This window comes from Bradyrhizobium altum, from assembly GCF_020889705.1.
Lineage (GTDB): Bacteria > Pseudomonadota > Alphaproteobacteria > Rhizobiales > Xanthobacteraceae > Bradyrhizobium > Bradyrhizobium altum.
The window spans coordinates 1-22,078 of record NZ_JACMYP010000153.1 but is presented as its reverse complement, the minus strand read 5'-3'; the positions used below and the strand labels follow the sequence as shown (position 1 = coordinate 22,078).

Here is a 22,078-nt window from a genome sequence, read left to right as displayed (position 1 = left end):
CGCTGCGCGCGCCCCCTGCTGCCGGCATCGCGAGCGAAACGCCGGCGCCGATCATGCCGGCGACGACGGAGCGGCGGGTGGGCACGCGAACAGAAGTCATGTCGGTTTCTCCGCTTGCGTTGATGGCCACGTCGCTCAGGACCGGATGTAGGACCAGCCGGCTTCCTGCAATTCGATGATGCGTCCGGGTCCGTTCGGCACGAGATCGACATTGTCGAGCAGGACCAGCGGATGTCCCTCGGCGCGCTCCATGCCGAGCTTGGTGGCTTCGCAGACCACGAAACGGATGTCCGGCGTGAGCCCCCGCACCACCCGCAACAGGTCCTTCACCGGCGAGGTATCGGCGCGCAGCATGTGAACGCCGGCATTGTAGGCGACGACCTCGATCTCGAACGGCTCGTTGCGCTCCCGATAATATTTCGGGAGGTTGAGCGCGGTCGAGATCAGCGCCCGCATCGTGGTCGGGTCGTCGCTGTTGATCGGCAGCACCACATGGTGCACGCGCGGCTCGGGTTTCTTCGGCTCCGGTTTGGAGACCGCCGCGACCGAACCGGTGAGCAGCAATGTCCCGGCGAATGGCACCGCGAAGGCCAGCGCGAGCCCCGCGGCCAGCGTCAGGATGCGGCGAGAGACGCGCATCGCGGTCAGCTCACGGCAAGCTCGCGAGCAAACCGAATTGGCTGCGTTTGGCGTAGGCGACGATCGCGCTCAACGTCAGCAGCACGAGGGCGGGCACCGGCGAACCGCCAATCAGGAACAGATGCGTGATGGTGGCGCCGACCATGATGCAGCTCAGCAGCAGGCCGCCGAAGGCTGCGACCGGGGGCACCAGGATCAGGATCGCGCCGAGCAGCTCCAGCGATCCGGTGAAATAGCGGAACCACTGGCCGAGCCCGATATGCTCGAATTCCGCGACCAGCATCGGCACGCCGTAGAGCTTGGCGGTGCCCGCCGCGGCAAAGGCCAGCGCGAGCAATCCCGTGACGACCCACAGCGTGACGGATTTCCAGCGCGACGGCGCTGCGGCAACGGCAACTGACATGGATGACTCCCTAAATGTTCGAATCGACCGGACCGCGCGACCACCCGCCCATTCGACGACCGGCCCACGGCTTTCGATGCACTAAATTCGGGAGTAAGATGAAAAGAACAAGTAGGATGCTTTTTGTGAGGTAGTATGAAAAAACTGACTATTGAGCCGGCCGCGCCTCCGGCGGCGTCCGAGCCGTGCAACGGCGACCTGTCGGCGCAATTTCATCGGGCGCTGTCGGTGCTGGCTGGGAAATGGAAGGGCGACATCCTCTGGCAACTGGTCGAGCGCAAGCGCCGGTTCGGCGAATTGCGGCAGGCGATCCCCGGCGTGACCCAGCACATGCTGACCACCCAGCTGCGCGATCTCGAGGCCAACGGCCTGGTCAAGCGCACGGTTTATCCCGAGGTGCCGCCGCGGGTTGAGTACGAGATGACGCCGTCAGCCAAGGCGCTCAAACCGGTGTTCGACGAGCTGTACCGGTGGGCGCAGGAGCATGGTTTTCCGACCTCTGCACAGGGCGCCGCCGGTGGCGCGCAGCCGAAGCCGGCACCGCAATCGAGCGATGCCGACGAGCCGGAAAGCCAGCCGCGGAAGGCCGATCGGCGCGCGGGGTGATGACGACAAGGTGACAATCGCGTGGGGCTGCCGTGATCGACCGCATAGCCGCAGGCACTCCCGGTTTGCCATCCCAAACACTATCTTTGCCGATCGTCGTCCAGGCCTGAACCGGGACCGGCACAGGTTTCCGGGTTGTAAGGTGAGTTTTCCGCTCGTCTCTGCTTCAATCGCCCGAAAGTCCTGCTGCGGGTTCCGCACTGGCAATCAGCTGCGCTTCAGGCAAGGATGACAAGGAATCGCCAAGGAATCGCACTGCGTCGGAGTGACCATGACCAATCCTGCCACCACCTCCCTGCTCGACCGCGCCAATCTGGACCGCGATGCCGTCCGCCGCGAGGTGTCCCGCGGACTTGAAGGCGCCGACGACGGCGAGCTTTTCCTGGAGTTCGGGCAGACCGAGGCGCTGGTGTTCGACAATGGCCGGCTGAAACAGGCGACCTATGACACCTCGCAAGGATTCGGCCTGCGTGCGGTCAAGGACGACGCGGTCGGCTATGCGCATTCCTCCGACGTCTCGATCCCGGCGCTGATCCGCGCAGCGGACGCGGTGGCGGCGGTGCGCGGCGGCTATGCCGGGACTTTCGCCGCGGCGCCGGCCCACACCAATGTCAGACTCTATGGCGACGAGAACCCGCTGGATGGCCCGGCGTTTGAGGCCAAGGTCAAGCTGCTCGGCGAGATCGACGCCTATGTCAGGGACAAGGACCCGCGGGTGCGGCAGGTCTCGGCCAGCCTCACAGCGACCTGGCAGGTGGTGGAAATCCTGCGGCCCGACGGCGAGAGCTATCGCGACATCCGCCCGCTGGTGCGCGTCAATATCTCCGTGGTCGCCGGCCAGGGCGACAGGCAGGAGAGCGGCAGCAAGGGCTATGGCGGCCGCGAGGGCTATGCCCGCTTCATCGAGACCAAGGCCTGGCGCGATGCCGCCGACGGCGCGCTGCGCGAGGCGCTGGTCAATCTCGAATCGGTGCCGGCGCCCGCCGGCGAGATGGATGTCGTGCTCGGCGCCGGTTGGCCCGGCGTGATGCTGCATGAAGCCGTCGGCCATGGGCTCGAGGGCGACTTCAACCGCAAGCAGACCTCGGCTTTCGCCGGCCTGATGGGCCAGCAGGTCGCAGCCAAGGGCGTCACCGTGGTCGATGACGGCACCATGGCGTCGCGCCGTGGCTCGCTGTCGATCGACGACGAAGGCACGCCGACCAACCGCACCGTGCTGATCGAGGACGGCGTCCTGGTCGGCTACATGCAGGACCGCCAGAACGCCCGGCTGATGGGCATGAAGCCGACCGGCAACGGAAGGCGGCAGAGCTATGCCCATGTGCCGATGCCGCGCATGACCAACACCTACATGCTGTCGGGCGACCGCGACCCGGCCGAGATCATCGCCTCGGTGAAGAACGGCATGTATGCCGCCAATTTCGGCGGCGGCCAGGTCGACATCACCTCGGGTAAATACGTGTTCCAGTGCACCGAGGCCTACAAGATCGAGAACGGCAAGCTCGGCGCGCCGCTGAAGGGCGCCATGCTGATCGGCAATGGACCGACCGATCTCCACAGGATCACCATGATCGGCAACGATCTTGCGCTGGATACGGGAATCGGCACCTGCGGCAAGAACGGCCAGGGTGTGCCGGTCGGCGTCGGCCAGCCGACGCTGCGGATGGAACGGATTACGGTCGGAGGAACAGGCTAGTGAGCAGCGGAAACGAAGTCGTGGCGGCCAAGCCGACCAGCTGGCGCGGACAGGCCGTGCAACTCGCCGCGATCGTGGCCGTCGTGTTCCTCGCCAAGGGCGCGATCGCCGAGCCGTTCTACGTGCCGTCGGGCTCGATGGAGCCGACGCTGCTGATCGGCGACGCGCTGGTCGCCTCGAAATTCCCCTATGGCTACGGCGCGGCGTCACTGCCGATCCAGATCACGCTGCCGGAGACCGGCCGGGTGTTCGGCGAGACGCCGAAGCGCGGCGACGTCGTCGTGTTCCGCTGGCCGGGCGACCGCTCGCAGGCCTGGGTCAAGCGCGTGGTCGGGCTGCCCGGCGATCGCATCCAGATGCGGCAGGGTCAGCTCTTCATCAACGATCATCCGGCCGCCCTGAAGCCCGACGGCACCGGCTTTGCCGAGGACGATCGCGGCGGCGGCGAGGACGCCTACCGCTATGTCGAGACGCTGCCGAACGGCGTCAGCCACGCGATCTTCAAGATCCGCGACAATGGAAGGCTCGACAACACGGCCGAGGTGACGGTGCCGCCCGGCAACCTGTTCGTGCTCGGCGACAACCGGGACAATTCCGCCGACAGCCGCGTGCCGGTGCGTGACGGTGGTGTCGGCCTGTTGCCGATCGACAATCTGATCGGCCGCGCCGATGCGGTGGTCGGCTCCTGGGACATGGGCATCCGCAGCCAGCCGGTCTGGACCTGGCTCTCCGGCTTCCGCCTCGCACGCTTCTTCACCTCGGTGCAGTGAGCTCGCCAACGTGACCTTCGACGACGTCAGGACCCTGGTGCTGGCGTGGCCGGAGATCGAGGACGGCTCTTCCTACGGCACACCGGCGCTGAAGGTGCGCAAGAAGTTGCTGGTGCGGCTCAAGGAGGGCGGCGACAGCCTGGTGATGCCCGGCGTGCCGCCGGACGAGCGTGACATGCTGGTCGAGAGCCAGCCGACGGTGTTCTACTTCACCGATCACTACCGCGACTATCCGATCGTGCTGATCCGCCTGTCGAAGGCCAAGCGCACGACCGTCGAGCCGTTGCTGCGCCGGCACTGGCGCACGCTGGCATCGAAGAAAGCGGTCAAGGATTACGACGCACAGGATCGTAGGGCGGGTTAGCCGACGATGTCCGCCGTGGCACGACGAGCGAAGGCGGAAGGCGGAAGGCGCCGTTCGCGGCGCGAGCGATGGTGGGTTACGCTGGGCTAACCCACCCTACGGTATCCCGATGAACTCTGACGAATTCCTCACAGCCGCGCTGCGCAACCCGGCCAATCAAGCGATCACAGACGAGCTGCACCGCGTTGCCCTCCCCGACGCCTGGCTGGTGTCCGGCTGCCTGGTGCAGACCGTGTGGAATGCTCTGACTGGCCGGCCGATCGATCACGGCATCAGCGACTACGACATCTTCTATTTCGATCCGGATATGTCGTGGGAGGCCGAGGACGCTGTGATCCGCGCGCTGAAGGCACGGCTCGGCCATCTCGGGATTGCGATCGAGGCGCGCAACCAGGCCCGCGTCCATCTCTGGTATCCCGACAAGCACGGCCTGCCCTACCCCGCACTGTCGCGCTCAACCGACGGCATCGATCGCTTCCTCACCGCGACCACGCAGATCGGCATCCGCCGCAGCACCGATGGTTACGACGTCTATGCGCCGAACGGTTTCGACGATGTCGCCTGCATGGTCGTGCGGCCGAACCTCACCGCGAATTTTTCCGCGGCGAACTATACGAAGAAGGCCGCGCGGTGGAAGGCGTTGTGGCCGGAGGTCACGGTGCTGGCAGCGGAGTAGCCTGTCGTCCCTGCGAAAGCAGGGACCCATACTGCGCGGCCTTCGTTGATGAAGGGACTCGTCGTTCCAGCGCCATACCACAGTAACTATCGGTGGTTATGGGTCCCTGCTTTCGCAGGGACGACGGATGTGTGTGCGGCCCCTAGCGCACCACGCCTGACGTGAATCCCGCCTTGCGGCGCGGCGGCCTGATCTCCTTCTTCAGGAAGCAATGCGCGTCGCGGCCGGCGTAGCCGGGCCGGGCCTGGAGCTTGCCGGCACAAACAAGCAGCGGAATCCACGGCCGATCTCACCCGCACGGCTCTTGCGATGCAGCGTGCCTGATCTAGGCGTAGATGATCAAGCTCAGATTCACCAGGAAAATCACGGCAACGCCAAGCAAGACGGCCAGCAGGAACCAATACCGGTCAAACATCGACGTCTCCAAAGGAGTTCTCCCAGCTTGTTGATTGGTATCAGCGGACAGCCGCGAGATGCATGTCGCCCAACGTCGTCGGCAGGCTGCGCGTAATGAGGTCGACGATCGCCCGGTGCAGGCCCTCATCGTTGCCATCGCCCGAGCTGATCGGAAAATTCCCGTCGACCGGCCGGCTCGGACCGGCGAGCGGGACATTCCCCGCATTGCCCAGCGGCTGGGCCGCCTTCTTGTCGATGACGTCAAACGTCTTGCCGTCGATCACTCTGATTTCGTAGAGCGCAAAGATCTGACTGTAGGATTCCGTCACCGTGCGGTAGGTGATGAAGCCGACGCCTTCGACCTTTCGGTGGCCGCCACCGTAGACCGCCTGCGCCTTGGTGATGACGATATACGCATCGAGCCCTTGCGGAGACACCTCGGTCCGAACCAGCTGCTTGAACGGATCGCCGCGAACAAGGTTGGCGGGCGTGAACGCGGAATCCTTGATAGTGGCAAAGGCGGGACGGCTGTAGGTGACCGGCTGCACCTGAAAGCGGCCGCCCAGCGCCGCCGTCGCTTGCTGGACGATCAGATCATCAAGCCCCCACGGCTCGATCGGGAAGCTTTTGCTGCCATTGTCCAGGCCCGTGAGCCCTCCCTTGGCGACGGTCACTTGATCGCCGACCGCCGAAATGATGCCGACGGTCTTGACCGCCTGCAGCTTGCTCTCGCTGGTCGCAAACGTCGCGCACCCGGCCACATTTGCGGCGACAAGAACGACCGCCGTGAAGCTCGCACATCGACCGCTGCGCCGCATGGGCTCTCATCGAACCTTGACGTCGAATGAATAGGAGGCGCCGACGCCGAACGTGGTCTGATTTGCCGAGCCGCGGACCGTCACGATCGGGCTCTTCGAGGCGTCGCCGAGCAGTCGATCATATTCGACATAGGAATGAACTTCCCATTTCGGATTGATCCGATACGACAGCTGCGCGCCGACACCGGCCGAATGCGCCCCGCCTTTGGCGTCAAAGACCGGCAGCCCGGTCGCCATCGCATGCACGGTATCGATGCTGAAATAGGGCGAGACCGCCTTCGCGGTCTCCACGGTGAAGCGCGGTCCGGCGGAAACGGTGAAGCCGCCAAACACCGGCACGATGAAGTCCGCCGAGAAGTCGGAAACGATGCCGTGGTGCCCGCCAAGGCCCTGGCGCGTCTCGTTGCGCACACGAAACCAGTCGACCGGAAAGTATTCGACGAATCCGCCGAGCTCGAAGGCCGCGCTGACGTCAGCAAGACCGTTGAGCTCGGAATACCTGCTCGCTTTTCGCGACGTCACGAACTTGCCGACGGGGCCGGCCCGAAAATCACCGAAGTCGACGATCGCGATGCTCGCGTTGTCGCGCGGGCTGCGAAACTGGTCGACGGTGCCGGGGCGACGGATCGCGAAAATCGGGACCGGGGCGAACTTGCTGTGGTTTGTACCCTCGAAGTCCGGTCTGGACGCCCCGCTCGCGCCAATCATCACAGTCCAGTTGCCCGAGACCGAGGGCAGGAAAGGGACTGAAAAAGGCGGAGCCGGCAACGTGAACGCGGTTTGCGCGGCAGCCTGACCGGGAAAGGCCGCGACAACGCCGAATGCGGCAGGAAGAGCAGCAACGACGGCACGACGCGCGGCCTTCGCCGCGCAAGAACAGGAGAACTCTCGCATGGCGGAATGCTCAAAACCTCTGACCTGGGCCTTGTGGGAAGGGTTGCTGCATGGTCGCGGGTAGGTGGCCTGTGAACATTGCCCGAAGATTGCCGCGCCGCGAGCGCGCGCAAAGCGCGCAAAGATTCGTGGCTTGTCTCGTCAAAGCGGACTGTCGATAAGTGCTGCGAGCGCTGAACCATCGCTGGCGCGATGCCGACACAATCGTCTGCAAGATCATCGGCCGACCATGCGAGGGAAGGTCTGTGCGCTTTCTCGTGATCGAAGACGAACCGCAAATCGCCGCCTATCTCGACCGGCTGCTCGGACAGCTCGGCGGCGTTATCGACATCGTCGAGTCCGTGACGGATGCGAGGCATGCGCTCAGCAGTTTCAACTACGATCTGGCGATCGTCGACCGAATGCTGCCCGATGGCGATGCGCTCAATATCGTCACGACGCTGAGCCGACAGCCGGACAGGCCGGCCATCATCATGCTGACCGCCAGGGACGCCAAGGAAGACGTGATCGACGGGCTGAATGGCGGCGCCGACGACTATCTGGGCAAGCCCTTCGAGCCGCAGGAGTTCATCGCAAGAGCACGGGCCGTGCTGCGGCGGCCCCGCGCATTCGTGTCGTCAATGCTTTCGTTCGGCAATGTCGAACTGAAGATCGGCACCAACGAGGCGACCGTCGCCGGCCACAAGGTCCTGCTCCGGCGCCGCGAGGCCTTGATCCTCGAGGCGCTCTTGATGCGACGCGACCGCGTCATCGCCCGCGAGGCGCTGATCGAGGCCATCTACGGATTCGACGACGAGATCGAATCCAACACGCTCGAGGCGCAGGTGTCTCGGCTTCGCAAGAAGCTGTCCGAGCTTGGCAGCAACGTCGAGATCCGCAGCATGCGCGGCATCGGCTACATTCTCAGGATGGCAAATATCCGATGACGTCGATCGCACGGACATTGACGCTCTCGCTCGGGATGGCCGCCGCCGTGATTTTCTTCGCCGCGCTCGGCCTCGTGTTCTGGCTGTTCATCGCGAAGGAGCCCGAACGCAGCGCCTGCTTTGCGGCCGCCTACGTTCTTGGTCGCGCCACCGAGGTCAATCCCGGCGACAGGCTCACAGTCCGCCCCACCGCCCGATTGGAAGAGCTGAAATCCCAAAGCCCGGAACTGTGGTACGTCGTGGCTTACGGCGATATGACAAGCGAATTCGGGCGCGAGCGCAGGCCACAGCTTCCGGTTTCGCTGCCCTTTATCGGACCGAGCGGTCTTTCCATGCTCAAGTCGCTCGACCAGAATAGCTCGTTCTGCATGGCGGTGATGCACAGCGGCCACGTCCCCGAACTCGTGATGATGATCGGAAACGCCCACGTCCGTCCTGACCAGATCGCGATGTGGTTCATCCTGAAAAATCTGATCGAGATTTCCCTCTACGCGGCGGGGTACGTATTGATCGTGGCGATCGGCGTGTTCCTTGCCGCGCGCTTCGTGGCGCGCAGCATCGAACGGGTGACGAAGCTTGCGCTCGCGATCGATCCGGCCGCGCCGCAGGGATCGATTTCGCTCGATCGGGTGCCCGCAGAGCTGAAGCCGCTGGCCACGGCGCTGAACCGCGCGTTTGATGAAATCCACGCCTACATCCGGATGCAGCGCCGGTTCCTGGGCAATGCCGCCCATCAGCTCCGCACCCCCCTGACGTTGTTGCGCGCCAGGGTCGAGGACGTGGCCGATCCCGCCTTGCGGGTGGAGCTGATTCACGATGTCCGCCGGCTGACATCGCTTGTTTCGGCCATGCTGGACCTGGCGCGGCTGCAAAACGGGACGCTCGAAAAGCGGCCGATCGACCTTGCGACCGTGACGCGCGACGTGCTGGCCGATTTCAGCCCGTCGGCTTTGGATGCCGGGATCGAACTCTCGCTGGAACACAGCGACGAACCGGCCACCATGGTGCAGGGCGTCGAAGCTGCTATCAGGAGCGCGCTGGCCAACCTGGTCGGCAACGCCCTGATTCACGCCCGGGGCGCCCGATGCATCAGGGCGAGCCTGAGCCGCGGCCGCGTATCGATCAGCGACGACGGCGCCGGACTCGCTCCGGGCTCGGAGCGCAAGCTGATCGAGCCATTCCAGACCGGCGGCACGGCCAGGAACAGCGCCGGCCTCGGCCTGTCGATCGTACAGGAGATCATGGCCTCGCATGGGGGTGAGCTCGTCATTGCGTCGAACCGTGGACAGGGAACGACCGCTTGCCTTCGCTTTCCGGAGGCCGCGTTGACCATGCCAATTCAGCGCGCGGCCGGGGTAACCTGAGGGCGGCCGGTTGATGCGGATCGGATGGGCGATCATCGCATCCAGAGGCCGGTCAACACCCAGCGACGCATCCGACAGCCCGAGCGCCTGCCAGGGCGTCGCCTTTTCCCGGATCACGTTACGCACCGACAACGCGCGGTGGCGCTAGCGCACCACGCCTGACGTGAACCCCGCCTTGCGGCGCGGCGGCTTGATCTCTTTCTTCAGGAAGCAATGCGCGTCGCGGCCGGCATAGCCGGGCCGGGCGTAGGTCCAGGCGCGGCACTTGTTGTCGGCGGTGCAGGCGGCCTGGCAGGCCTCGTCGCCGTCGCTGCTCTTCAGTTCGAAATTCTTGTAGTCGCCGCCGAGCCGGTCGATCGAGGTTTCGATGGCGCCGTTGCGCGGTTCGACCACGCCCGCGCCACGCACCCCGGAGACGCAGCAGACGTCCTGCACCCGCGCCGGCACGCTGTTCTTCAGCCAGCACACCGCGCCATTGTTGGCGTCGGTCGGATAGTTGAAGCTCCAGGCGCGGCAGCGGCGGTCACGCTCGCAGGTGAGCGCGCAATCGGCGGGATCGCCTGATGTCACCGGCGCATTCAGGTAGTCGCCGCCGGGACGGTCGAAATTGGTCTGCGCCAATGCCGGGCGTGCGACGAAAGCGGCCGCAAAAACCGCGAACATCATCATCCACGCCCTAAAGAGGCGACCTATCCCCATGAGATTGCTTTCAAATTCGCACAGCCCCGCGCACTCCGCGGGGCGTCATTTGAACGCCATGAACCTGTATGGCTGATGAACGGCGGGTGCGACACCACCGCCGTCCGCGCGCGTTCCGGACCCGAATTCAGGCTGAGCGGGGACTAGAAGGCGTACTCCTGATAGGCCGGTTCCACCGAGCCCTTCCACGGGCCGTTGAACTTCTCCAGCATCTCCTCCGCCGGCGAACGGCCGGTCTCGATGATGCGCTCGAGCGGTTCGAGGAAGCGGCTCTCATCGCGTCCGAGATGATCGATCCGGCCGCGCCGCCGCAATCCGGCATGCGACAGGATCAGGCACTCCTTGGCGATCTCGAACAGATAGCGGTCCTTGATCCGCGCCTTGAAGCCGAAGCGCGGCACGTCGTCGCGCAGCGCCTGCCGCTCCGGCGCGGTCCAGTGCCGGACGATGTCCCAGGCGGCATCGAGGCTGTCATTGTCGTAGAGCAGCCCGACCCAGAACGCCGGCAGCGCCGGCAGCCGGCCCCACGGCACGCCGTCGGCGCCGCGCATTTCGAGGTAACGCTTCAGCCGCACCTCGGGGAAGATCGTCGACAGGTGATTGGCCCAGTCCGACAGGGTCGGACGCTCGCCGGGGATGGCGGCATTCTTGCCGGCGAAGAAATCGCGGAACGACGAGCCGGAGACGTCGATATATTCCTCGCCGCGCTTGACGAAATACATGGGCACGTCGAGCGCGTAATCGACATAGCGCTCGAAGCCCATGCCGTCCTCGAACGCGAACGGAATCATGCCGCTTCTAGCATTGTCGGTGTCGCGCCAGATCTCGGAGCGGAACGACAGGAAGCCATTGGGCTTGCCTTCGGTGAAGGGCGAGTTGGCGAACAAGGCGGTCGCGATCGGCTGCAACGCCAGCGACACCCGCAGCTTCTTCACCATGTCGGCTTCGGAGGAGAAGTCGAGATTGGTCTGCACCGTGCAGGTCCGGAACATCATGTCGAGGCCGTATTTGCCGACCTTCGGCATGTAATTTCTCATGATCTTGTAGCGGCCCTTGGGCATCGCCGGGATCTGCGCCCGCGACCAGGACGGCGTCATGCCGAGGCCGAGGAAGCCGATGCCGAGCGGGGTTGCGATCTCCCGCACCTGCGCCAGATGCGCCATCAGCTCCGATTGGGTCTGATGCACCGTCTCGACCGGCGCGCCCGACAATTCGAACTGCCCGCCCGGCTCGAGCGAAATCGCGCCGCCGCCGGTGACGTCATAGAGCCCGATGATGTTGCCACGCTCCATGATCGGCTCCCAGCCGAGCAAGAGCTTCATGCCCTCGAGCAGCGCGCCGATGCCCTTCGCGCCTTCATAGGGCACGGGGTGATGGCCCTCGAGCGTGAACGGGGTCTTCTCGTGCTCGGTACCGATCCGGAATTCGGACTCGGGCTTCACGCCGGCTTCAATCCACGCCACGAGTTCGTCGCGCGATTGCAGCGGCGTCATGTCGATCTGGTCACGCGCCATAGAAAATCCAACTCAAGGGCGCTTCGATCGAAGGCGCGCGGTGGCAGGGACATCCGCGAGCCACAACGGCTGCGGATGATGGGATCAGGAATATCATCGGGCAGGCACGCCGTCTCGCGCCGGCGCGGCCTTGGTATCGCTCTTCGCATCGACCTTGGTGTCACCTTTGGCGTCGCCGCAGGAGCAGCCCAGACGGTCGAGCAGACCGCACAGCCTGGCCGCGTCGGCATCGGACAATTTCGAGCCGACATGCTTGTCGATCGCGGCCGAATAGGCGCTCCACATCTTCTTCTGGAGCTCGCGACCGGCCTCGGTGATCTCGACGAACTGGCCGCGCTTGTCGATCTTGCATTCGCGCCGGGCGGCAAGGCCCTCATCGACCAGCTTGTCGATCAGCCGCGAGGTCGAATATTGCGGGATCAGCATCTGCCGCTCAAGCTCGACCGGGCGCAGCTCGCCCGACGGCGCGCGCGACAGCTCGAGCAGGGCGTCATACCAGGCGAGCGGCGGAAAGCCGGCCTTCTTCAAATCCTGCTCGACGCAGTCCAGCACCCGGCTCGGCACCCGCATCAGGCGGATCCAGGCGGCCGTCGCCTCGCTCGATAGCTTGCGTTTCATCGTCTAGCCCATAAGGTCCCGGAACCCACTGTACCGCACTGAATGCATCTGCATCAATCTTGACTATTTCATGCAGGTGCATGTAGGCAATCCCTCTCCGGACGCCAAGAACAAGGGAAGGAATACCCCCATGAAGCTTTATTACTCCCCCGGTGCCTGCTCCCTCTCCCCCCACATCGCCCTGCTCGAGGCCGGCCTGCCCTACGACCTGGTCAAGGTCGATCTGCGCGCCAAGAAGCTCGAAAACGGCGACGATTTCCTGCAAGTGAACCCCAAGGGCCAGGTGCCCGCGCTGGCGCTGGATACCGGCGAATTGGTCACCGAAGGGCCGATCATCATCCAGATGATCGCCGACAGGGTCGCCGACAGGAAGCTGGCACCGGCGCGGGACTCCAACGAGCGCTACAAGCTGCTCGAATGGCTGAACTACATCACGACCGAGCTGCACAAGAACCTCGGCCCGATGTTCTCGCCGGTGCTCGCCGATGACGCCAAGGCCTTCTTCAAGGACCGCGCCATGGGCAAGTTCAAATATGTCGAGAGCCAGCTCGCCGGACGCGACTATCTCATGGGCAACCAGTTCACGGTCGCCGACGGCTATCTATTCACGATGATCATGTGGGCCACCGATCGGCTCGGTTTCGATCTCTCCGGTCTGCCGAATGTGATGGCCTACAAGGCCCGCGTCGCGGCGCGCCCGAAGGTGCAGGAAGCGCTGAAGAAGGAAGGCCTGCTGAAGGCGGCCTGAGCTTTCGCGCCAGTTTCATCAGACGTGAAAGGGCCGGATCAGGATCCGGCCCTTTTTTTCTGCGCGCGACCTAAGAGGTCGCGGCAAGCATCACCGTGCAGCACGCGGATCTCCGGCCGGTCTCGCCCTTTCCCTGCAATTTTCAGATCGCCAACGAACTGACCGGCGTGCAACTCTGGGAGCAACGCCTGGTCTCGCTGTCGCGCCTCAGCGCGCTGCAACGGGATTCCGCGGCTGCCTCGGCGAACACGGCCAGCTCACCGCATCAATCGCGCATGTTGCGCCGCAAGATATCGATCAGGTCAAGCTGGCGCATCAGCGGTGCTGCGCTTCACCAATTTCAACCAGCGCACCACGCCCGAAATCGAGGGCGAGGTCAGCCGGATCGGCGCCGACGTCTCGCGCGACGACAAGACGGCTCCGACCTACTTCCTTGTACGCATTGCGATTCCGCCGCCGGAGCTGAAACAAGCTCGCGACCGCGCATCCGCTGCCGGGCATGCCGGTCGAGGTCTTCATCCCGACCAGCGAGCGAACGGTGCTGTCCTATCTGATGAAGCCGCTGGCCGACCAGGTGCACCGCGCCGTCAGGGAGAAATGAGCGGTGCAAACTTTTGGCACGCGCTGGAACAAATCGAATTTGATCCGCATTGTACCGATTAAGACTAAGTCGGTGTACTTCCGGCTGAGGGCGTTCTTGTCCTTGTTCGAGCGATCCGACTGACCGACTATGACCTGCGGCGCGCCCTCCGCTCCAACTGGTCTAAAAATGTGACGATCGCCTTTACGCTTTTGTTGACCAGTACGCTCGTCGGGCTGGCAACCAGTTTGTACTTTCGGGTTTGGACCTTGATGCTGGTGTCGCCGCTGATCGCGGTGCTCGCGGCAATCGTGCTCCAATCCGACGGCTATGCCTTTGCCACCGGCGCCCCGATCGTCGTCGCCTGCCTCGCATTCAACCAGATCGCCTATCTCACCGGCGCGGTGCTCTCGCCGGACCATGACGGTTCAATGGCGGAAGAAGTCGACGGCATTCCACGCGGCCGCCGCGAGCACAAGGTCCACGGCCAGAAAGAATAGCACCAGGCCGAACCAGGAAGGACCTTTGCCCCGCAAGCGCAGCGGATTCCCTCGTCGCGGCGGTGAGAGCGAGACGGAATGCTTGCCCGTGACCTCAGCGGCACCTTCCTTGAGCACAGAACGCATTGCAGGACACCCCAACCCTGATCGTCATCTTTGGTGATCGTCTTGGCGATCGACCAGCAAGAGTGATGCCAGCAGCATGGTGCCAGTGGGGAGCAAGCGTGGCGGGACTTTGACCTGCGCGACCGTCACGCAACAGGATCAAGTCGGATCGATGACCGGCTTGATCCTGCGCGAGTTGGCTCAAAACGTAACGGCGCTTACGCCGCCTGCTTCTTCGGCGGGAAACGGCCGTAGAAGGTCTCGCCCTTGGCCGCCATCTCCTCGAGCAGCTTCGGCGGCGTGAAGCGCGAACCGTATTTCTTCTCGAAGGCGTGGCAGAGCGCGACGAAATTCTTGGTGCCCATGAAGTCGATGTAGGACAGCGCACCGCCGGTGAACGGCGCGAAGCCGAAGCCGAGGATCGAGCCGACGTCCGCCTCGCGCACGTCGGTGATGACGTGATCCTCGACCGTGCGCGCGGCTTCCACCGCCTGCACCACCAGGAAGCGCTGCTTCAATTCCTCGACGCTGAGCGTGTCGGGATCGAGCTGCTTCGGCTGCAGATTGGCGAGCCCCGGCCACAGGCTCTTCTGTCCCTTGCCCTTCTCCGGATAGTCGTAGAAGCCCTTGCCATTCTTGCGGCCGAAGCGGCCCTGCTTCTCGACCATCTCGACCATCAGCTTCTTCTGCGCCTGGTCGATCGCGTTGGGGCCGAGATCGGCCTCGGTCGCCTTGGTGATCTTGAGGCCGAGATCGAGCGCGACCTCGTCCTGCAGCGACAGCGGCCCGACCGGCATGCCCGCCATCTTGGCGGTGTTCTCGATCATCGCCGGCGGCACGCCTTCGAGCAGCATCTCATTGCCCTCGGAGATGTAGCGCATCACGCAGCGGTTGGCGAAGAAGCCACGGGAATCGTTCACCACAATGGGCGTCTTGCCGATGGCGCGGACATAGTCGAGCGCGGTCGCCAGCGCGACGTCGCCGGTGTTCTTGCCCAGGATGATCTCGACCAGCATCATCTTCTCCACCGGCGAGAAGAAGTGGATGCCGATAAACTTGCCCTGGTCCTTGAATTCCTCGGCCAGCGAATTGATCGGCAGGGTCGAGGTGTTGGAGGCGAAGATCGCGCCCGACTTCAATAGCGGTTGCGCCTTGGCATAGGTGTCGGCCTTGACCTTGCGGTCCTCGAACACGGCCTCGATGACGAGGTCGCAGTCCGAGATCGCGTTGTAGTCCGCCGTGGCCGAGATGCGCGCGAGGATGGCGTCGCCCGCCTCCTGCTTCATCCGGCCCTTCGCGACCAGGCCGTCGACCACGGTCTTGGCGTGGCCCTTGCCCTTGTCGGCGCTGTCCTGGTCGCGATCGACCAGCACGACGTCGATGCCGGCCTGCGCCGAGACATAGCCGACGCTGGCGCCCATGAAGCCGGCACCGATGACGGCGAGCTTCTTCACCTTGGTCGGCGGCACGCCCGCCGGGCGGCGCGCGCCCTTGTTCAGTTCCTGCATCGACAGGAACAGCGAGCGGATCATCGCCGCCGCTTCCTTCGAGCGCAGGACCTTCGTGAAGTAGCGCGACTCGACCCGCAGCGCGGCGTCGATCGGCAACTGCAGACCTTCATAGACGCAGCTCATGATGGCGCGCGCGGCCGGATAATTGTCGTAGGTCTCGCGGCGATAGATCGCGTTGCCGGCCGGGAACATCTGCATGCCCATCTTGGAGAAGACGGGGCCGCCGGGCAGCCTGAAGCTCTTCTCGTCCCACGGTGCGACCGCCTTGCCGCCACCCTTGATCCAGTCCTTCGCGGCCTTGATCAGATCGGCCGCGGGCACGACGGCGTGAATCAGATTGAGCGCCTTGGCGCGGGTCAGATTGACCGCCTCGCCCTTGAGCAGCAATTGCATCGCGTCCTGCGGCGACACCAGGCGCGGCACGCGCTGGGTGCCGCCGGCGCCGGGGAACAGGCCGACCTTGATCTCGGGCAGGCCGAGCCGGGTCTTCGGGTTCTCGGCCGCGACACGGTAGTGGCAGGCCAGCGTGATCTCGAAACCGCCGCCGAGCGCAAGGCCGTTGATCGCGGCGACCCACGGCTTGCCCGAGGTCTCGATCGCGCGGAACGACTGCGACATTCGGCGGCTCTGCTCGAACAGCATCTGGTTCGCGGCTTCCTCGCCCTTCTCCTTGAAGAGCTGCGCGTAGCTGCGGTTCATGCCCTCGAGCATCGAGAGGTCGGCGCCGGCGCAGAACGCCTCCTTGGCCGAGGTGATCACGACGCCCTTGATCGCGGCATCGCTGGTCGTCTGCTTGATGATCTCGCCGATCTCCTGCGTCGAGATCTCGTCGAACACGTTCATCGAACGGCCGGGGATATCCCAGGTGACGAGCGCAATGCCGTCGGCGTCGACGTCGAACTTGAAATTCTTGTAGGCCATCTTTTGCTCCCTCGGTGCCGGCGGCCGATCTCAGGCGCGGCGGTTGCGTCTCGATCTCGTAGGGTGGGTTAGCGAAGCGTAACCCACCATCTCTCTCGCGGTAACATGGTGGGTTACGCCTTCGGCTAACCCACCCTACGCAGCAGCGTTACACGCGCTCGATGATGGTGGCGGTGCCCATGCCGCCGCCGATGCACAGCGTCACCAGCGCCGTCTCCTTGTTGGTGCGTTCGAGCTCGTCGAGCACGGTGCCGAGGATCATCGCGCCGGTCGCGCCGAGCGGATGGCCGAGCGCGATCGCGCCGCCATTGACGTTGATCTTGGCGTTGTCGATGTCGAAGGCCTGGATGTAGCGCAGCACGACCGAAGCGAAGGCCTCGTTGAGCTCGAACAGGTCGATGTCCGACTTCTTCATGCCGGAACGCTCGAACAGCTTTTCGGTGACGTCGACCGGGCCGGTCAGCATCATCGCGGGCTCCGAGCCGATATTGGCGAAGGCGCGGATCCTGGCACGCGGCTTCAGGCCGTGTTTCGCGCCCGCCTCCTTGCTGCCGAGCAGCACCGCGCCGGCGCCATCGACGATGCCGGAGGAATTGCCGGCGTGATGCACGTAATTGACCTTCTCGACCTCGGGGTGCGACTGGATCGCCACCGCGTCGAAGCCGGCCATCGCCGCCATCGCCGCGAAGGACGGCTGCAGCTGCGCCAGCGACTGCATCGTCGTGGTCGGGCGCATGTGCTCGTCCTTGGCGAGGATGGTCAGGCCGTTGATGTCCTTGACCGGCACCAGCGACTTGCTGAAGCGGCCCTCATCCCAGGCCTTGGCCGCACGCTGCTGACTCTGCACGGCATAGGCGTCGACGTCGTCGCGCGAAAAACCGTATTTGGTCGCGATCAGATCGGCCGAGATGCCCTGCGGCATGAAATAGGCCGGCACCGCCATCGAGGGATCCATCGGCCATGCGCCGCCGGAGGCGCCGATGCCGACGCGGCTCATCGATTCGGCGCCGCCGCCGATCACGAGCTCATGCTGGCCGGCCATGATCTGGGCCGCCGCGAAGTTCACGGCATCGAGACCGGAGGCGCAGAAGCGGCTGATCTGCACGCCCGGCACCTTCTCGCCGAGGCCGGCCTTCAGCGCGGCAAAGCGGGCGATGTCGGAACCGGCCTCGCCGACCGGATCGACCACGCCGAGCACGACGTCGTCGACGGAGTCCTCGGGCAGATTGTTGCGCTCCTTGAGCGACGTCAGCGGCACCGTGGCGAGCGCCAGCGCGGTGACCTCGTGGAGCGCGCCATCGGCCTTGCCGCGGCCGCGCGGGGTACGAACGTGATCGTAGATGTATGCCTCAGGCATGACGCCCTCCTTGATATGAGGATCATAATATATACGGAAGGAAGCGCCGCCGCACGGGGTGCAGCGGTAATTTTCAGAACGCTTCCGCGGCCAATTCCATCGTGGTGGCGCTGCCGCTCTGGATCCGGGCCAGATGCACGGCGGTCTCCGGCAGCAGCCGCTCCATGAAGAAGCGGCCGGTCACGAGCTTGGTGTTGAGGTAGGGCGTGGCGCCGGCGGCGGCCTTGTCCTGCGCCACCTTGGCCATCTTCGCCCACATGTAGCCGAGTGCGACGAGGCCGAACAGCTTCATGAAATCGGTCGCGGCGGCGCCGGCATTGTCGGGCTTGGTCAGCGCGTTCTGCATCAGCCAGCCGGTGGCCTGCTGCAGATGGCCGAGAGCTGTGGAGAGCGGGGTGATGAACGGCTTCATCGCCTCGTCGCCGCCATGCTCCTTGGCGAAGGCGGTGACCTCGCCGAAGAACGCCATCGCGGCACGGCCGCCGTCGCGCGGCAGCTTGCGGCCGACCAGGTCGAGCGCCTGGATGCCGTTGGCGCCCTCATAGATCATCGCGATGCGCGCATCGCGCACGAACTGCTCCATGCCATGCTCGGCGATATAGCCGTGGCCGCCGAACATCTGCTGCGCCGAGACCGTATTGGCGAAGCCGGTGTCGGTCAGAACGCCCTTCAGCACCGGCGTCATCAAGCCCATGTGGTCGTCGGCGGCCTGGCGATCCTTCGGGTCGTTGGAGCGGTGCGCAACGTCGCTCTTCAGCGCGGTCCACACCACCATGGCGCGCGCCGCCTCGTTGAAGGCGCGGATGGTGAGCAGCGTGCGGCGCACGTCGGGATGCACGATGATCGGATCGGCCGGCTTGTCGGCGGCCTTGACGCCGGTCAGCGCGCGGCCCTGCAGGCGTTCGCGCGCATAGGCGACCGCGTTCTGATAGGCGACCTCGGATTGCGCGAGGCCCTGCACGGCGACGCCGAGGCGGGCTTCGTTCATCATCACGAACATGCCCTGCATGCCCTTGTTCTCTTCGCCGATCAGCCAGCCAGTGGCGTTGTCGTAGTTCATCACACAGGTGGAATTGCCGTGGATGCCCATCTTGTGCTCGATCGAGCCGCAGGTGACGCCGTTGCGCTGGCCGAGCGAGCCGTCGGCATTGACCAGCACCTTGGGAACGACGAACAGCGAGACGCCCTTGATGCCGGCCGGCGCGCCTTCGATGCGCGCCAGCACCAGGTGAATGATGTTGTCGGCAAGATCGTGCTCGCCGGCGGAGATGAAGATCTTGGTGCCCGTGATCTTGAAGCTGCCGTCGGCCTGGCGCACCGCCTTGGTGCGGAGCAGGCCGAGATCGGTGCCGCACTGCGGCTCGGTCAGGTTCATGGTGCCGGTCCACTCGCCGGCAACCATCTTCGGCACATAGGTCTTCTTCTGCTCGGGGGTGCCGTGCACCAGGAGCGCTGCGGTCGCCCCCATGGTCAGCCCGCCATACATCGAGAACGCCATATTGGCGGAGATCTGGAATTCGTTGACCGCCTGCGAGAGCGTCACCGGCAGGCCCTGGCCGCCAAATTCAGTCGGCGCCGACAGGCCGAGCCAGCCGCCTTCGGCGACCTGCTTGAAGGCTTCCTTGAAGCCCTTCGGCGTGGTGACGCTGCCGTCGTCATTGCGCTTGCAGCCTTCGAGATCGCCTGTGCGATTGAGCGGCTGCAGCACCTCTTCGCTGAGCTTGGCGGCTTCGCCGAGGATCGCCTCGCGCACATCGGCCGACGCATCGGTGAAGCCGGGAAGATTGCCGTAGCGATCGATCTGGAAAACGTCGTTCAACAGGAAGCTGACGTCTTCGACGGGGGCTTTGTAGGTCGGCATGCTGATCTCCCGGCTGGCTCGCGGTCGCACGCGCGACCGATGCTGCGCAGCTTGTCCTTGGGTTTGTTGAAGCGGACCTTATCCGGTTCGGGAGGTCCGCGGCAGGTCCTAGCGAGACTGTGATTGCGACGTTGCGCCGCTCTGCTTCATCAACTCCTCGCCCATCATCCGATGCAGCAGGTTGATCGCCTTGAGCGGGCGCACCATCACCTTGAAATGCGTGATCCGGCCGTCACCGTCGAACGTGATGATGTCGACGCCGTTGAGCTTGATGCCTTCGATCTCGTTCTCGAATTCGAGCACCGCGCCGGTGTCGTTGCGCCACTCGCCGAGATACTTGAAGGTCGGGCCGCCGAGCACCTTGGCGGCGCTGGTCAGATATTTGAAGGTGATGTCGCGGCCACGCTGCGGCGTGTGCACGACCGGACTTTCGAACACCGCGTCGGGATGCAGCAGATCCCACAGAGCGGCGGTGTCGTGGGACTTCATGTAGGCGTACCACTTGTCGAGGCCCGGCTTGCTCATTCGGACGTCTCCTGCGGCGGGGGTTTATGAACATCGGCCGCGCGCGACAAGGCGGCACGCCGATCACCATATGCATATTGACGCATATGCACAGTTGCGCATAAAGTCAAGCGAACTTCAGAATGGCCTTCTTGGGAACTGAGATGGAGGTGGGCGTTGGCACTCGGTGACGCAATCCTCGCATGCCTCACGGAACGTCCGATGACGGGCTATGAGCTCGCCAAGACGTTCGACGCCTCGATCGGCTTCTTCTGGAAGGCCGACCATCAGCAGATCTACCGCGAGCTCTCCCGCCTGCGCGACAAGGGCCATGTCCAGGGCCGCGAGGTGGTGCAATCCGGCAAGCCGAACAAGCTGGTCTACACCCTGACGGCCGAGGGCCGCGCGGCGCTGAAGCACTGGGCGGCGCGGCCGAGCGTTCCGCCCTCGATCAAGGACGACCTGCTGGTCCGGCTCTATGCGCTCGACTGCGTCGACATCGAGCCGCTGCGCACCGATCTGATGGCGCGGCTGGAGCATCACCGCGACCGCTACGAGCGCTACGAGCGGCTGCTCAACAAGCGCTTTCCCGACGGCACCGCACCGCCGGCCGATGTCGGCAAGATGCTCGGGCTTCGGATCGGGATGCGCCATGAGCGTGTCGTGGTGGAGTGGTGCGAGGAGGCGCTCGACGCGCTCTCGGCGATGTCCGGTCGCGGCAATGTGCTGCCGCTCGACGACGGCAAGCGCGAAGGCAACGGCTAGAAACAAATCTCAGGACATGTTTTGCGCGTGCCGACACGCGACGCGGAATCCGCTTTGCCGGAAAGCGATAGGCGTGTCCTGATCCGGCGCAACAGGTTCCCGGATTCCCTAACTTTAAGGCCCGCCAGCCGCATTCCTTAACCCGTTATTTACCGTGACGGGAAAAAGTCAGCAGCTGAAGCAGACGACCAGCGCAGAATTCGATTGTCTCTTAACGGGAATGCGCGGGGAGGCTGCGGGCGCAGGGTGTAGCGCCGGAGTCGGGACCGGACGGAATCATGAATTCGCGCGTATCGTGGAGTGTTGACGGCATCGATCCCTCCGTCCGCGACAGGGCCGAGGCGGCTGCGCGCCGCGCCGGCATGTCGCTGAACGACTGGCTCAACTCCACCGTCGGCGAACCGAGCCCGCCGGATTGGCGGATGGCGCCCGAGCAACGGCAGCCGATGCCGAGCCGGGAAAGCCGCGAGGTCGCCGATATCCATCAGCGGCTCGACGCGATCACCCGCCAGATCGAACAGATTGCAAAACCAATGTCGCGCGCCGAAGCCGTGCGCGCCGAAGTGCCGCGCGGCCAGCCCGCCGTCGCACGGCAGCTGAACGACGCGATTTCGCGCCTCGATGCGCGGCTGTCGCAGATTTCGCGACCGCAGCCGGCGCGCGAGCCGCAACCCCAGCCGATGCGTGAAGCGCAGATGCAGCGGGAGCCGCAGATGCAGGACCGGCAACTGGAGGAAAGGCTGCGCCAGGCGGAAGCGGTCGAGCGCGCCGCAGCCCAGGTCTACCGCCCCTCGCCGCCGCTCAGCCCGGCGTCGTTCGATTCCGCGATCGCGGAGATCGCCG

Annotated in this window: 22 protein-coding genes and 2 pseudogenes; 12 read left to right on the top strand and 12 right to left on the bottom strand. The window is 64.8% G+C overall.

Going from position 1 to position 22,078, the window contains the following annotated elements:
* Positions 1-135: 135 nt before the first annotated feature.
* Positions 136-639, bottom strand: coding sequence for a DsrE family protein (locus tag H8B02_RS30125; protein ID WP_229169566.1), 504 nt, complete (start codon positions 637-639; stop codon positions 136-138).
* A 10-nt stretch (positions 640-649) separates the two neighbouring features.
* Positions 650-1,042: a DoxX family protein gene (locus tag H8B02_RS30120; RefSeq protein ID WP_229169565.1), complete on the bottom strand. Its 393-nt coding sequence runs from the start codon at positions 1,040-1,042 to the stop codon at positions 650-652.
* Between the two features lie 135 nt (positions 1,043-1,177).
* On the opposite strand from H8B02_RS30120, the gene H8B02_RS30115 reads away from it, so the two are divergent.
* From H8B02_RS30115 to H8B02_RS30095, 5 genes are all read left to right on the top strand, one after another.
* Positions 1,178-1,648 (top strand): winged helix-turn-helix transcriptional regulator, encoded by a 471-nt coding sequence (locus H8B02_RS30115; protein ID WP_229169564.1) that lies wholly within the window; start codon positions 1,178-1,180, stop codon positions 1,646-1,648.
* Between the two features lie 271 nt (positions 1,649-1,919).
* A complete protein-coding gene (gene tldD, locus H8B02_RS30110; protein ID WP_092119161.1) occupies positions 1,920-3,344 on the top strand; it encodes a metalloprotease TldD in 1,425 nt (474 codons plus the stop codon).
* Positions 3,344-4,114, top strand: coding sequence for a signal peptidase I (lepB, locus tag H8B02_RS30105; protein WP_229169563.1), 771 nt, complete (start codon positions 3,344-3,346; stop codon positions 4,112-4,114). The genes tldD and lepB overlap by 1 nt, the downstream gene beginning before the upstream one ends.
* A 10-nt stretch (positions 4,115-4,124) precedes the next feature.
* Positions 4,125-4,478, top strand: coding sequence for an MmcQ/YjbR family DNA-binding protein (locus H8B02_RS30100; protein ID WP_229169562.1), 354 nt, complete (start codon positions 4,125-4,127; stop codon positions 4,476-4,478).
* A 109-nt stretch (positions 4,479-4,587) separates the two neighbouring features.
* Positions 4,588-5,154: a nucleotidyltransferase family protein gene (locus H8B02_RS30095; RefSeq protein WP_229169561.1), complete on the top strand. Its 567-nt coding sequence runs from the start codon at positions 4,588-4,590 to the stop codon at positions 5,152-5,154.
* 142 nt (positions 5,155-5,296) lie between these two features.
* Here the strand turns inward: H8B02_RS30095 and H8B02_RS30090 are convergent.
* The 3 genes and pseudogenes from H8B02_RS30090 to H8B02_RS30080 form a co-directional block, all read right to left on the bottom strand.
* Positions 5,297-5,401, bottom strand: a pseudogene (locus H8B02_RS30090) (PAN domain-containing protein); the annotation flags it as partial.
* Between the two features lie 208 nt (positions 5,402-5,609).
* Entirely contained in the window at positions 5,610-6,368 is a 759-nt protein-coding gene (locus H8B02_RS30085; protein ID WP_229169560.1) for a hypothetical protein, read from the bottom strand.
* Positions 6,369-6,374: 6 nt separating this feature from the next.
* On the bottom strand, positions 6,375-7,076 hold the full coding sequence (locus H8B02_RS30080) for a MipA/OmpV family protein (protein WP_229169559.1): 702 nt from the start codon (positions 7,074-7,076) through the stop codon (positions 6,375-6,377).
* Between the two features lie 443 nt (positions 7,077-7,519).
* On the opposite strand from H8B02_RS30080, the gene H8B02_RS30075 reads away from it, so the two are divergent.
* Both H8B02_RS30075 and H8B02_RS30070 read left to right on the top strand, forming a co-directional pair.
* On the top strand, positions 7,520-8,188 hold the full coding sequence (locus tag H8B02_RS30075) for a response regulator transcription factor (RefSeq protein WP_229169558.1): 669 nt from the start codon (positions 7,520-7,522) through the stop codon (positions 8,186-8,188).
* On the top strand, positions 8,185-9,552 hold the full coding sequence (locus H8B02_RS30070) for a sensor histidine kinase (RefSeq protein ID WP_229169557.1): 1,368 nt from the start codon (positions 8,185-8,187) through the stop codon (positions 9,550-9,552). Before H8B02_RS30075 ends, H8B02_RS30070 begins: the two co-directional genes overlap by 4 nt.
* Positions 9,553-9,696: 144 nt before the next feature.
* Here the strand turns inward: H8B02_RS30070 and H8B02_RS30060 are convergent, their stop codons facing one another.
* The 3 genes from H8B02_RS30060 to H8B02_RS30050 all read right to left on the bottom strand — a co-directional run bounded on the left by H8B02_RS30060 (position 9,697) and on the right by H8B02_RS30050 (position 12,383).
* On the bottom strand, positions 9,697-10,221 hold the full coding sequence (locus H8B02_RS30060) for a PAN domain-containing protein (RefSeq protein ID WP_229169567.1): 525 nt from the start codon (positions 10,219-10,221) through the stop codon (positions 9,697-9,699).
* A gap of 173 nt (positions 10,222-10,394) precedes the next feature.
* Positions 10,395-11,765 (bottom strand): glutamate--cysteine ligase, encoded by a 1,371-nt coding sequence (locus tag H8B02_RS30055; protein WP_212319895.1) that lies wholly within the window; start codon positions 11,763-11,765, stop codon positions 10,395-10,397.
* 93 nt (positions 11,766-11,858) lie between these two features.
* Entirely contained in the window at positions 11,859-12,383 is a 525-nt protein-coding gene (locus H8B02_RS30050; RefSeq protein WP_092119179.1) for a MarR family winged helix-turn-helix transcriptional regulator, read from the bottom strand.
* Between the two features lie 130 nt (positions 12,384-12,513).
* Here H8B02_RS30050 and gstA point away from each other — a divergent pair, with 130 nt between their 5' ends.
* From gstA to H8B02_RS30035, 3 genes are all read left to right on the top strand, one after another.
* Positions 12,514-13,131, top strand: a complete 618-nt coding sequence (gene gstA / locus H8B02_RS30045; protein WP_229169556.1) for a glutathione transferase GstA — start codon at positions 12,514-12,516, stop codon at positions 13,129-13,131.
* 225 nt (positions 13,132-13,356) lie between these two features.
* Positions 13,357-13,794, top strand: coding sequence for a beta-barrel domain-containing protein (locus tag H8B02_RS30040; protein ID WP_376711725.1), 438 nt, complete (start codon positions 13,357-13,359; stop codon positions 13,792-13,794).
* Positions 13,795-13,959: 165 nt separating this feature from the next.
* Positions 13,960-14,211, top strand: a complete 252-nt coding sequence (locus H8B02_RS30035) for a hypothetical protein (protein WP_229169554.1) — start codon at positions 13,960-13,962, stop codon at positions 14,209-14,211.
* 323 nt (positions 14,212-14,534) lie between these two features.
* On the opposite strand, the gene H8B02_RS30030 is transcribed toward H8B02_RS30035, so the two are convergent.
* The 4 genes from H8B02_RS30030 to H8B02_RS30015 all read right to left on the bottom strand — a co-directional run bounded on the left by H8B02_RS30030 (position 14,535) and on the right by H8B02_RS30015 (position 20,491).
* Positions 14,535-16,748, bottom strand: a complete 2,214-nt coding sequence (locus H8B02_RS30030) for a 3-hydroxyacyl-CoA dehydrogenase NAD-binding domain-containing protein (protein ID WP_229169553.1) — start codon at positions 16,746-16,748, stop codon at positions 14,535-14,537.
* Between the two features lie 148 nt (positions 16,749-16,896).
* The gene (locus tag H8B02_RS30025) at positions 16,897-18,105 is read right to left on the bottom strand and encodes an acetyl-CoA C-acetyltransferase (protein ID WP_229169552.1); all 1,209 of its coding nucleotides are present in this window, start codon (positions 18,103-18,105) and stop codon (positions 16,897-16,899) included.
* Positions 18,106-18,178: 73 nt separating this feature from the next.
* Positions 18,179-19,966, bottom strand: a complete 1,788-nt coding sequence (locus H8B02_RS30020; RefSeq protein ID WP_229169551.1) for an acyl-CoA dehydrogenase C-terminal domain-containing protein — start codon at positions 19,964-19,966, stop codon at positions 18,179-18,181.
* A 108-nt stretch (positions 19,967-20,074) separates the two neighbouring features.
* Positions 20,075-20,491, bottom strand: coding sequence for a nuclear transport factor 2 family protein (locus H8B02_RS30015; RefSeq protein ID WP_092119202.1), 417 nt, complete (start codon positions 20,489-20,491; stop codon positions 20,075-20,077).
* Positions 20,492-20,647: 156 nt separating this feature from the next.
* On the opposite strand from H8B02_RS30015, the gene H8B02_RS30010 reads away from it, so the two are divergent.
* Together H8B02_RS30010 and H8B02_RS30005 are read left to right on the top strand one after the other, a co-directional pair.
* Positions 20,648-21,235 carry a PadR family transcriptional regulator gene (locus tag H8B02_RS30010; protein ID WP_229169550.1) on the top strand — a complete coding sequence of 196 codons (588 nt, stop codon included), beginning with the start codon at positions 20,648-20,650 and terminating at the stop codon, positions 21,233-21,235.
* 278 nt (positions 21,236-21,513) lie between these two features.
* Positions 21,514-22,078, top strand: a pseudogene (locus tag H8B02_RS30005) (hypothetical protein); the annotation flags it as partial.